Origin of the sequence: Terrabacter sp. 2YAF2, from assembly GCF_052114705.1 — a bacterium.
Classification (GTDB): domain Bacteria; phylum Actinomycetota; class Actinomycetes; order Actinomycetales; family Dermatophilaceae; genus Terrabacter.
Map to the genome: position 1 here is coordinate 34,675 of NZ_JBFRFG010000017.1, position 11,791 is coordinate 46,465.

Annotated in this window: 10 protein-coding genes; 7 read left to right on the forward strand and 3 right to left on the reverse strand. The window is 70.7% G+C overall.

The genetic code is table 11. The features are described 5' to 3' along the window. The first annotated feature begins 3 nt into the window (after positions 1-3). Complete coding sequence (locus AB4030_RS17210) at positions 4-861, forward strand: tetratricopeptide repeat protein (protein WP_442280429.1); 858 nt, start codon at positions 4-6, stop codon at positions 859-861. A gap of 928 nt (positions 862-1,789) precedes the next feature. Here the strand turns inward: AB4030_RS17210 and AB4030_RS17215 are convergent. Continuing rightward, entirely contained in the window at positions 1,790-2,044 is a 255-nt protein-coding gene (locus AB4030_RS17215; RefSeq protein WP_442280430.1) for a hypothetical protein, read from the reverse strand. Between the two features lie 586 nt (positions 2,045-2,630). On the opposite strand from AB4030_RS17215, the gene AB4030_RS17220 reads away from it, so the two are divergent. Then, positions 2,631-3,425 carry a hypothetical protein gene (locus tag AB4030_RS17220; protein ID WP_442280431.1) on the forward strand — a complete coding sequence of 265 codons (795 nt, stop codon included), beginning with the start codon at positions 2,631-2,633 and terminating at the stop codon, positions 3,423-3,425. 328 nt (positions 3,426-3,753) lie between these two features. Further along, positions 3,754-4,458, forward strand: coding sequence for a hypothetical protein (locus AB4030_RS17225; RefSeq protein WP_442280432.1), 705 nt, complete (start codon positions 3,754-3,756; stop codon positions 4,456-4,458). Positions 4,459-4,568: 110 nt separating this feature from the next. Here AB4030_RS17225 and AB4030_RS17230 read toward each other — a convergent pair whose 3' ends face one another. Continuing rightward, positions 4,569-5,642, reverse strand: a complete 1,074-nt coding sequence (locus AB4030_RS17230; protein ID WP_442280433.1) for a hypothetical protein — start codon at positions 5,640-5,642, stop codon at positions 4,569-4,571. 680 nt (positions 5,643-6,322) lie between these two features. On the opposite strand from AB4030_RS17230, the gene AB4030_RS17235 reads away from it, so the two are divergent. From AB4030_RS17235 to AB4030_RS17250, 4 genes are all read left to right on the forward strand, one after another. Further along, the gene (locus AB4030_RS17235) at positions 6,323-8,020 is read left to right on the forward strand and encodes a hypothetical protein (protein ID WP_442280434.1); all 1,698 of its coding nucleotides are present in this window, start codon (positions 6,323-6,325) and stop codon (positions 8,018-8,020) included. Positions 8,021-8,925: 905 nt separating this feature from the next. After that, a complete protein-coding gene (locus AB4030_RS17240) occupies positions 8,926-9,705 on the forward strand; it encodes a hypothetical protein (RefSeq protein WP_442280435.1) in 780 nt (259 codons plus the stop codon). Between the two features lie 559 nt (positions 9,706-10,264). Further along, positions 10,265-10,501, forward strand: a complete 237-nt coding sequence (locus AB4030_RS17245; RefSeq protein ID WP_442280436.1) for a hypothetical protein — start codon at positions 10,265-10,267, stop codon at positions 10,499-10,501. Between the two features lie 426 nt (positions 10,502-10,927). After that, the gene (locus AB4030_RS17250) at positions 10,928-11,167 is read left to right on the forward strand and encodes a hypothetical protein (protein ID WP_442280437.1); all 240 of its coding nucleotides are present in this window, start codon (positions 10,928-10,930) and stop codon (positions 11,165-11,167) included. Positions 11,168-11,275: 108 nt separating this feature from the next. Here the strand turns inward: AB4030_RS17250 and AB4030_RS17255 are convergent, their stop codons facing one another. After that, a complete protein-coding gene (locus AB4030_RS17255; RefSeq protein WP_442280438.1) occupies positions 11,276-11,746 on the reverse strand; it encodes a hypothetical protein in 471 nt (156 codons plus the stop codon). Positions 11,747-11,791 lie beyond the last annotated feature (45 nt).

The following is an 11,791-nucleotide window of genomic DNA, read 5'->3' on the forward strand; positions in this document are numbered from 1 at the left end:
GGCGTGAGCCCGGATCTGGACGAGCGGTTGAGCGTTGCCGCGACGCTCAACCTGACCGAGCTGGTGAACCTCGGATGCGAGTTGGCCGAGGTCGGTCGGCTGCCCGATGCCGAGCAGTGCTTCCGTCAGGCCTCGGACGGCGGCTCGGGGGCCGCCGCGTTCAACCTCGGCAACTGCCTCGCCGAGCAAGAACGATGGCTCGAGGCCGTGGCCGCCTACGAGGTCGCACTCGGTCGCGGCGAGAGCGACGCGTGGCTGAACCTCGGGCTGGTCCTGCACGAGCTCGGGGACCTCGTCGGCGAGATCCGCGCGTACGAAGCCGCGGAGGCAGCCGGTGACAGCGGCGGAGCTCTCGGGCTGGCCTTCGCCCTTCGCGAGCAGGGCGACCGAGACGCGGCGATGCAGGCCGCTCAACGATCGGCCGCGGCAGGTAATGACACCGCGGCCGCCGTGGTCGCGTGCTGGCAGTGGTGCACCTCGCTCGACCCTGCGCTCGATCCGGCTCTGCGGGCCGGGGCGGACCACTTCCCGTCCGCCCGCGCAGACCTGGGGCACCTGCTCGTCGACACCGGCCGCATCGGGGAGGCCCGCGCGGTCCTCGAGCGGGGGATGAAGCTGGGTGAGGTCGAGAGCATGCTGCCGCTGGGCAACCTATACGCCGACGTCCTCGGTGACGAGCAGGCCGCCGAGACCGCCTACCGTGCCGGCGCCGCCCACGGGGACGCGCACTCGCACTACAACCTGGCCGTCCTGCTCGAAGAGCGGGGCGACCGAGCCGGCGCGGAGCAGCACTACCGGGCGGCCATCGAGGGCGGCGACACCCTTGCCGTGTCCGCGCTGAGGGAGCTTCTCGACGAGTAGGCGGGCGGGGCTCAGCGATGGCGCCGCCGCCTCGAAGCCCCTGCCTCTTCAACGCTACGTGGGCCGGTAGGGGGTGGCCTCGACCCGCCGTTTGGGCTCCCTGCTCAGGGGTGGCTGTTCGCCGGGGTGGCAGCAGCGAGCGGGTCGCGTCGGTACCGCAGGGTGGCCACACCAATCAGCACCGCCAGGCCTTCGAGCGTTGCCCCGGGAGCAGCCCGCGCCGTACCGAACAGCCCGTCAGCTGCTCTGCGAAGAGCGTTGCCGTTCGGCTTCGACGCGGGCCATCATCCAGGAGGTGACCGCGGCGATCACGGCCCCGACGAGGCCGATGCAAGGAACCGCTGCGTGGCTGAGCGCGACTGCGGCTCGCTAGCCGCGGGGTTGCCCCCCACCAGTGGGCGGCTGTGGTCGCGCATAGCAACTTCGGAGGACTGGTCGGTGCCTCGACGTTCCCCGACCCTGTCAGCCTCGACACCCCGAGACGTCCGGCCCGACGCGGGGTCGGCACCCGGACCTCGTTGCGAGCGCACCACCCACGAGGCACCGGATGAGGCGCGAGCGGCAACACGCCGAGCACGGCGGATCCACGCTAAGCGACATAGGACGCGTGTACGGCATGATCGAGCCCAGATGTGACCGCCTGTTCTGCTTTTAGTGTTGTTTTCGGGACTGAAGCGCCGGTTTTCCAAAGGCTCGACCTGGTGGTCGGGCGTGGAGAACCGGCGCTTCTTCACGCGTGGGAGGTGGGCCGTGCCGGCCCGGAAAGCGGGCGCGGACACCGCCTGCTCGAGGCCGCGCTCGAACGCAACCTCGAGGCCGAGGAGCCCCGCCTGGCCCTCAGGATGTGCGGCCACGTCACCGAGACGCGGCTACGTCTCCGCCCAGGACATGCCACCCTTGCCCTGTCCTCCGCCACGAGTGCCCCCGCCTACGACGAGCTGCGCACCTGCCTCTCGTACTTGGCTACGGTCCGCGACACCAGCCACACCTGCGCCGTGAACAGCGACCACGAGCCCGTCAGCAGGCCGAGGGTGACGACGTCCCCTTCCCCGCCCCAGAAGACGGCCCGCACCAGTCGAACGGCCATGAGGAGCGTGACACCGCCGGTGACGCAGTAGAGCACGCGGGCATGTCGCGCGACCCATCGCTGGTACGAGTTCGGCGGCTGTGATGCCTGGGTCACGACTTCCCCCTCGGTAACGGCCTCGGTGGACCTCACATCGCATGGTGCCAGAGCGCCGCCTCATGGCACGGGACAAGAGCGCACCCGACCGACACGCTGCGCAGCCGAGGGTCCCGCTCGCGACGGGAGGGCCGGACAACCCTGAGCAGGACGAAGGCTGCGGTGCCCCTTGCAAGGGACACCGCAGCCTCAAAGCGCCGGGTTATGCGCCCGCCAGCAACACTAAAAGCCGAACAGGATGTGACCGGGGGGGACCCGGGGCGAGCAGGAACGCGGCAGGGGGCCAAGACGAGGCCCAGCGCATCCTCGACGAGCGCTTCGCCCGCGGCGACATCGACGCTGAGAAGGACCGACGAAGGCGGCAGCTCCTTCAGTCCGGCCGGACCAAGCCCAGGACCGCAGTGGCCGCCGCTGGAGTCAGAGTCGCGGCCCGGTCGTCCTCCCTTGCGCGTGACGGTGTGCCGGGCAAGGTCCTTACCGCTGCGGCGGCGCGTGTGGGGAGGAGGCCGACACTTCGAGGTTTCGGGCGGGCGGTGACGGCGTGGCCCGCGGGGAGCGGACGCGGCGGGCTATAGCCTCCGTGCTCGTGAATCGTCGCCGCATCCTCGTCGTCTGCCTGTCTGTCGTCACCGCCCTGGCGGCCTGTTCGGGCCCGGGCGGCACGCCGGGTTCGTCGCGCACCGCCCATGCGACCACCACCCCGTCGAGCAGCACCACGGCCGCGAGCCCCTCGGCGTCGGCGTCGAGCACCCCGTCGTCCAGCGCGACGGGCAGCGCCGCCGCGCCGCTCGCGCGGACGGCGGCGACGCTGAAGAAGGCCGCGCTCGCGGTCGACGACCTGCCGTCGGGCTTCTCCCAGGATCCGTCCGCCGGCAGCGGCAGCGGCGGACCCACCGTCTCCTCCCGTGAGCCCCGGTGCGCCGACCTGGTGAGCATGATGAACCTGCGCAACGCTCCGGGCTCCCTGGCCAGTGCCGAGGTGGCGTTCTCCGGCGGGCAGAACGGGCCGGGCATCGACGAGAGCCTGGATGCCCTCGGCTCATCCGAGAAGGTGGCGGCGTTGCAGGGCCGCCTCAAGGCCGCCCTGGGCGGGTGCCCGACGGTGACGATGAGCCTGCCCGGACAGGGCCGGTCGGCCATGCACGTCACGGTGGTCAACCCGCCCAAGTTCGGCACCGACCCGGTCGCCGCGCGCGTCACGGCCCAAGGCGGACCTCTTGACGGGTTCGAGCTGACCCAGGTCTACACCGGGGTGGGGGACGTCGTGCTGGCGCTCACCTTCGTCGGCGCCGCGCCCGCCGACGTCGACGGGGCCACCGGGCTCGCGCACGACAAGGCCGCCACCGTGCTGGGCGTGAGCCCCGGGGCCCGGACGAGCTGAGGAGCACCCCCAGACGTAGCCCAGGCCGCTGGCGCGTGCCTGCCGCCGTATCGGGGAGCAAACTGAGCGACAGACCGGGCTGCCGCGACACACGCTCAGGCCGCTGCCCTGGTGCTTCGGACCTTCGAGGAGTTCATAGCCAGACGGCTCGCCCAGTCGACGCTCGACACGCTCGGCACGCTCGACACAGGAGTCCAAGGGCTGCCGCCCCCTTTGAGGGAGGCCTCTCACTATTGTGAGAGATTCCCACTATTGCGAGAGGGTCAGGCGCAGCGCTAGGGAGCCGCTGCCTCTGAGCCGGTTCACGGCGAGGTGCACGATGTCCGGTATGACCCCGGACGCGGCCAGTGCCGCTGGAGCCGTTGAAGCCACACCGGCCACCCCCGACGAGGAAGCCTCGGCCCGAGAGTTTCGCCGGCAGTGGGCTCCTGCGCCTGCCGACCAGGACCGGCGCAGCTGGGCCACGTTCGGCATCTCGGGGCGCCTGAGCGCCGGGTGGACCCTGACGCTGCTGGTGTTCGCGGTCGTCTCCCTGGGCATGATTCCCGGATCCATCCGCGCCCAGGGCGACGCCCGGCTGCTCCAGGCTCAGGGGCAGTCGCTCGTCAGCGACAAGGTTCAGGTGCACGTCTCGCACGTCACCAGCAAGAGCGGCGGGTACTACACGGTCGACGGGGTCCGGGCCACCTTGCCCGGGTCGAGCGACCCGGAGCTGGAGTCGGTCTTCTCCGAACCGGGCGCCACGCAGGAGATCTACGACCCAATGAAGGAGGGCTGGCAGCCCCCGAGCGCGAGGACCGGCTACCGACCCCCGCTGCGGGTCCGGGTCCGACGTGACGCGAACGGCGTGGTCACGACTGCGATGTGGCAGCCGAACTACGAGTACCTCCTCAGCGCGGACGAGCCGCTAGGGGAGTCCATCCTCGGCGTTTTCTGCCTGGTCGTGGCAGGCCTGTCGATGTGGCTGAACCGGCTGCGGCTGCGTCACCGAGCGCGCCGCCGCGGTACTGACCAACCTTCCTTGGGAGCCTGAGGCACTCGCGGAAGGTTGGACCGGTGCACCAGAGCGGCCCGTTGCCGGCAGAACTGGCGAGGCCTTGGCGCCGCTGCGGGTTGAGTTCGATGCGGCAGCGGGCTCGTGGCTCAGTCGGGGACGTTGAAGTCGCCACGCCCCGGGGCGGTGCGCCGCACGGCGGCGGGCTCGACCTTGAGGGCCTCGCACATCTGGGGCAGGGAGTGGCGCCCGGATACCTCAAGTGCGAGCTCCGTTCCGTGGGACTTCCACTCGCTCTGGATGCGCCACTGTGTCAGGCTCGAGGCGGTGGTGTCGGCGTGCCAAAGCCCGAGGTGCTTGAGCAGGTTGCTGATCACGTTCTGCGCCGAGGACGTGGCCTCCTTGCTACCGGGCAGGTTCTTGCGCGGGATGTACGTCAGCTGGGCGGTCATCGGGGGCCGGCGCTGACCCGAGAAGGCGTGGCGATTGTGGGCGCCGAGCACGCGCTTGCCGAAGCGGTCGAGGCCGAGGTAGCGCGCCACGACGTGCTCGTTGCCCGGAGCGTGGATGTACGGGACGGAGGAGTACTCGAGGTCGTCGAGCTCGTCGAGGTCGTCGATGTCGTCGATGTCGTCGAGGGTGACCTTGGTGGTCTCCCCGGGGGTCATGCCCGCGTCGACCAGCGCGTACACGCTGGCGCTCCGGTCGCCGGGGCGGTAGGTCGCGGCGACGTAGCTGCGCATGAGCAGGACCTCGACGTCGGTGAACGGGCGGCGCTCGCTGATGGTGCACGTCGTCAGGCGGGGAGCGCCCTTGACGAGCTCGTCGATGGCGGCGGTGCTGCTGCGGTAGCTGGCGGCGGCGGCGATGACCACGACGAGCACGAGGTTGCGCCAGTGGTGCACCGGCGTCGCCTCCTCGGTCACCAGGTCGTCGGTGACGTGCTTGGTGGCGACTCCGGACAGGGCGGCGATCAGCTGCTTCTGGTGGGTGACGAGCTGGCCGACGTTTTCGATGGCGGCGGTGTTGCCGGTCTTGGTGGCCACGGTGAAGCCGCCGGCGACGGTGAGGAGTGTCTGCAGGTCACCGCGCAGCTCCTCGTGGGCGGCAGGGGGGACGATGCCCCACCTGTCGTCGAGGTCCCACACCATCTCGACGGCCTCGTTCAGCATGACCGTCTGCAGGGTGGGGGTGCCGGTGGTGGTGGCAGTGGTGGCGTTCATGGGGGTTCTCCTCGGGCGTAGTGGACGCTGGTGAGGAGGAAGGTCCGGCGGGTGAACCCAGGCGCAATCGGCGCGCCCGGCCAACACCGCTCGGCACCCCCCTAGGGAGGGCCAGCCGCGGCGCGGGGTATCGCAGGCGCACACGGCCGCGGAGGCTTTGCGAGCCGGGGACGCGTGACCGCCGGTTCCCAGGGACGCGTGGCCGCCGGGTCCCCAGGGCGCGCATGGACTGCGGAGGCGACCGAGTGACCGTGCGACGGCAGTACTGCGGGTGGGGAGAACCGCGAGGGGGGAGGGCCAGGTTCGTCGTGTGCCCGCCGTCACACAGACGTCATCCGCGGGTGCACCGCACCAGGCGCAGACGGCTTCTCGGATGTCTGGGAGGGGCGGGGCCCACCGGTTTTTGAGGACGCCTACCGGAAATTGATGAGGCGGAAATACCGATTTTTGATGATGTGCGCGGTCGGGGTGCCGAAGCAGACTTGCAGTGCGGCCTTCGAACAGCGGCTGTCGGCGACACAGGTGCGCCTGAACAGCTCGCTGTCCCGGATGCCGCAGTTCCTGGGGCGCCGGGCCTGTCGGCCCCGCCCTGACCACCCCTGCTCAGGGCTACCCGGCCCTGAGCTGCTGCTGTGCGCGTCGGCGCTGTCGGCGCGTCCCAACAAACCAAGGAGACCCACGTGCCCTACGCACCGGAGACCAAGCGCGTCAACCGTTCCGGCACCAGCGCGATCGCTGTGCACGAGCAGATCACGGACGTGTTCCTGTTCAAGACCACCTACATGATGGGAGAGGTGATCCAGACCGCCATGGACGCGGCGCGCACCCGCGGACGCAAGTCCGCGTTCCCGGCAGCGCTGTTCTGGGGGCTGATCGTGGCGGAGCGGGCCGCCGGCTCGGCCCCTCGGCTCCTGCGCGCGCTCGAGGTCAAGAGCACCTGGCAGACCATCAGCGAGAACTACGCCGCCATGACCGGCGGTGACCGGCTGCCCCTGCGGCCGCCGAACCGCGACCAGCTCGACCACTTCAAGCAGCGCCTGATCGACAAGCGGCGCCTGCTCGACCTTGACCTGCTGCCCGCGCTGCAGGAGATGTTCCGCCGGTGTGCCCTGGGCCAGGCCTGGGACCACGGGAACCTGCTGCCCGGCAAGGAGTGCTCCTTCACCCGTCCCGCGGAGGAGCACATGATCTACGGCGATGGCACCGACATCGCTCCGTACAGCAAGGTCCGGACCATGGCCGACCCCTGGGATCCCACCGGCGACAGGATCCCCCTCGGCAGCCGCTGCAAAACCGGGAAGCCCAGGATCCAGAGCTTCTACTCGGACATGAGCGAGGACGGCAAGATCGCCCGGGGCGTCAACATGGTCAGCGTCCACACCTGGACCGCGTGGGGTCGGATCGTGCTCGGCACCGCGACCGCGATGCGCGCCGAGCTGTGGCCGGCCTTGGAGATCATCGACGCCGTCGCGGCCCGGGCGAAGGACGGGGTGCACTCGGTGGTGTGGGACCGGGCGGTGACCGGCTGGGCCGTCGACTACCTGATGGCTCGCCACCGCATCCAGGTCTTCGGCAAGGCCGTCGCACGCGGTGAGGAGAAGATCTCCGACGGGGCCAATGCGAAGGAGGAGCCGGCCGACTCCCCGGACGGGCGGTCCCGGTTCACCTTGCGCAAGAGCATGCAGGAAGAACGAGCCCGACGGCTGGCGGTCGAGCTGGGCGCGAACCGCTCGGCGGACACCATCCGGCTGCTGCGCTACGACCGCCTGGCCAAGATCCACGCCGGCACCGATCCGGCGCCCGTCGGGACCAACGTGTACGCGAGCCCCAACGGGAGCCTGCGCGCCTCCTACGGAAAGACCTACTACCTCACGCCGGTCACGCACCTGACCGACGACGGCCTCTGCCGCCACGAGCTCGTCGTCGACGACGGCAGCCTCTACACCGTCGGCAGCCACCCGACCGAGGAGTACCCCGTCAAGGAGGCCCACCTGCCGTGCCAGTCCAGCACTGCCTTCAAGACGGCCCACGGGCGCTGGGGTCGCCGCAATGAGTACGTCATTCCCTGCGACCACGGGGCGATGCCCTTCACCCACACCTGGGAGCCGCGCGCCGATCGCGGCGCCCCGGACACCCCGTCACCGGAACGTGTCGACCCGGCCGGAAGCGAGCTGCGGCCCCTGGCGCGCCGCGACGCGGAGTTCACCCCGTTCTACTCCCGCCGCAACGACGCCGAGTCCTACAACGCCTGGTTCAAGACGACCCTGCCGATCCACGGCCGCGCCGCCTCCGACAGCCTTCGAGGGCAGGAGCTCGACTGGCTGGCCGCAGCCGTGCTGAACAACTCCAACACCATGTCCCGCCGAAGCCGGGGGTGACACCGCCTCCCTCCACGCCCGGCCTCGCCAACCCGAGATCACCAACCCAACCCACCTACAAGAGACGGACCCCGCCAGCGGCAGTTGGCGGGGTCCGCGCTTGTGCTCAGCGCAGGAGGCACCCGACCGGTGCCCGGTCAGACCGGGCATCCGTATGGCCGCCGGAGCGCGTCTCGACCCCGCACCGGGAACGCCCGACGGCGCTGCACCGCAAGGCGCGCGCATCTGCCCCACCTCGCAGCCAGTACAGAGGACGGCGGTTCGGCGCCCGTCTGCGAGTGCACTCCGCGGGGACCTCCTTGGGGGTCGGAAACGCACCAGAAGAGCGAGCCCCCGGGGACGTGGTGTGAGTGTGCCGGTCGACCACCCCATCGCCGGGTCGACGAGTCGAGCACTCGGAGGGAAGGAATCGGGCGATCTTTCCCTCGACGGCGGTGAACGTGCTTATGTATGCAGGTTGCGTCAGGGTTCCCCTTGGACCCGTTCGAGGGCGCGTTGACCGTCAGGGGACGACGAAGTTGGCCAAGCCGAAGTGGTGGCGCAGACGCCGGTTCTGGGCGGCGATGTGCCTGGTGGAAGTGCTGGGCGCTGGTTCCAACCGTGACTGGGGTCCGGTCCTGGTCTTCGGGCTGCTCGGACTGTTCTTGGCCCTGCCGCCGGGCACGATCCCGTGGCCGGTGTCACGGCGCCCCCGGACCGGCACGGACTCCTCTCAGCCGCTGGCGCCGGCGCCGTTGGCGGCCCGGATGCCACCTGTGGGTCAGCCCGTGACCGGGTTCGCGCCGCAGCCGTCATTCCCTGCCCCGCCGGTGGCGATCCCACCCCAGACGGGGACTGCGACGCCGACGTCGCCCCCGGGCGCGCGATCCGGGGAGCATGCGCCCGCGTCCCCGGTCGGGGCGGCGGTGGAAGCGTGGGCGGTCAGCACGCGGCCATGCGAGGTTGCGGGGGAGTGGTTCCATCAGGACGCCTTCCGCGCCCTGTACAAGCGCCGCGGGGCAACGATCACCGAGTACGGGCAGGAGCTGCGGGACCTTGCGGCTGAGCTGGCGATCGACCCGTCCAACCCGCACGACCCGAACGCGGTCGGGGTGTGGGTGAGCGGTCAGATGCTCGGCTTCCTGCCCCGCCTCACGGCCGCCGAGTACACCGCCGCCTTGGCGGACCTGGCGGAGGAGGGCGCGCATCTGTCGGTCCCGGCGCGGGTCTGGGCGCGCGCCGACGACGACGGCCAGATCGCAGCGAGTGCGACGGTGTGGCTGCCGCCGGTGCACGGTGTGCAGCCGTTCAATGCCTTCCCGGAGGCTCCCTTCCAGGTGCTGCCGGCGGGCCGGGCGGTGCAGGTCACGGGCGAAGACGAACACATGGACGTGTTGCGCCCCTTCGTCAGCGACCGCGAGCGGTACCTCGTGGTGACCCTGCACCTGGTGCAGGAGGCCCGGACCCCGCGTTCCACCCCGTTCGAGGCCATCGAGGTTCGCCTCGGCGGTCGACGGGTCGGCACTCTGACCAAGGCGATGTCGGGTCAGCTGCGTGATCTCGTCGCCCACGTCGACGGGCTGGGCAGGCTCCCCGCCTGCCGGGCCCGGCTGCGGGGGTCCCCGCTGCGTGCCGAGCTCACCTTGTACGTGGCGCGCTCGGCCGACGTCACCAGCCGGTGGCTCGACTCGATCGCCACTGCCTGAGGAACTCGAGCGCCTCGGGAACGGCGCGGCCGCTCGGGGCTGGATCCGACGGGTGCGATGGAACGTCACGCGCTTGCATCCCAGCGACGACCGTGGGTCTGGCCGTTGCGCCGGCGGGGATTGCGCGCGCCCGCGGGCGCGGAACGGTGGTCAGCACCCCCGGTACGCGCGCCGTTTCGCGGCGAAGGTCCCGGTGGGGTGGCCACTTGAAACGTGAACAGATGATCAGACCGCACTGCGGCAACCACAGCGCAGACCCGTTGCGCGGTGGTGTGCGCGGCGGTCCCGAGCGCGGTGGGCCACGAAAGGAGGTGATGAGCCGGCCCATCCGCGCTGGAGCCGCTCCGTTTGCCACGACCCCGACGCGTACAGCGGAAGGAGGAGCCCCAGAACCCTGCCGGATGCGCCACCGCCACACGCGATGCGCTCTGGCGGGGTCACGGCCTGCGGAAGGCGTGGTGCCCGCCACTGCCCCCGCTGGGGAGCGGCGGGTGCACGGGCCGCGCCGCCCGTCCGCGATCAGGCTGGCACCGTCCGGGGCATCGGCCATGATGTTGGGATGGCCAGTTCGGGAAGGACCCGGGCCCACGCGGTCGCGCTCGTGAGGGCGTTTCCGTGGGCGAGCCGGCTCGAGCCCGGCGAGTTGATCGACTTCGCCACCGAGCTGGAGACCGACAACAAGGACTGGTCGGCAGCGGCAGTCCAACAGCACGCGAGTCTCGTCGTCTCCTACTGGCAGCAGCGCGCCGAGTCCCCTCGCAGGCTCGTCGATGACCGGCTAGGTGACCTGACCTGAAGAACGCCGTGCGCGGCACCCACGACAGTCGTGCCGACATGCAGGTTCCGGGCTCGGGTGGCGCTGGAAAGGACCAGCACGGTGTGGCCCGCCTTGCGGTGTAACAGTCCCAGCTCGACGTCCCCAGATCTGGCCGGGCTTCTCCGAGCCCCGCACGCCCCCAGCTCGAAGGGCGCTGCTTGCAGGCCCCGGCCCGCCCGGGGCGCGCCCGTCGTAGCGGGGAGTCGGGCCCTCGCGAACCTGCGCCCCGCCTGGCCGGCAGCCATCGGCTGGCGGCACCTGGTCGAGGAACGCCACTGCTGACCAGAACGTGGAGGAGGAAGCAGGCCGAGTAGGGGTGGGGGATTGCCGGGACGGGGCTGCGGGGAGCACGGTAGGCGGGTGGAGGGGGAGACGCGCCGGGCGGCGGTGCATCAGCAGATGCGCATGAGCTCGGTCGAGCTGCGCCGCTGGGCGAGCGACCTCAGGCAGGCGCCGCCACCCCCGGGGAAATGGAGCGGTGCCCCGTGGGCTACCGCTCTGGCCGAGCAGGCCGACCTCGCAGAGGCACTGGCCCCCCTTCGTGACGAGCTCGATGACGAGCAGTGGGCCGACCTCGGCCGCCGACTCGAGCGCGGCGATGACCTAGATGCCGCCTCCTCCGCAGTCCGCCGTCCCCGAGGGTGAACGCCACCGCGAGGGTGCTGTCGCCCTTCCCGTAGAGCCTGTTTCTCCCGGCATTGCAACTGATCCACAGTCAGAGGCGCTCGACGAGCAGGAAAAGTCCAGTCGGGTTCAGATGCCTCCGCTGATCACGATCTCGCGCCGCTCGAGAATGCCGAAGCACCCCGCACGCCGGTACTTGATCCGCAGGCCGTGCATGTTGGGGACAACCGCTTGAAGCGTGTCCCCTGGAGGGATCGTCACCCCTTTCCAGCTGCGGTGGTGTACGTACAGAAGGGTCTCCAGGGTGCTGTCGTCAAACGAGAGCGATGCACCGTCTGCCCGGTCCCCAGCCAAGGGCAGCTCGATCTCTCGCTGCTGCTCCGTCGCATGGTTGAACGTAGAGAGGCCGGTGACCCGAACGGAGCGGATGCGGATCGGCAGGGCCGAGTCGTTCCGCAAATTCCACGTGCTGCCCACCGGCTCCCCGTGGTGGTTGTGCGATCGGACTGCTCGGGTGAGAACGACTCCGCGTGGCAGTAGCGCCCACAACCCCAGACTCGCGGCGATGGACACCGCTGTATTCACGAGCAGATCGATCATGCCGGGGAGTGTAGGTGCCCGGTACGTCTGGACTGGCGTGCCTGC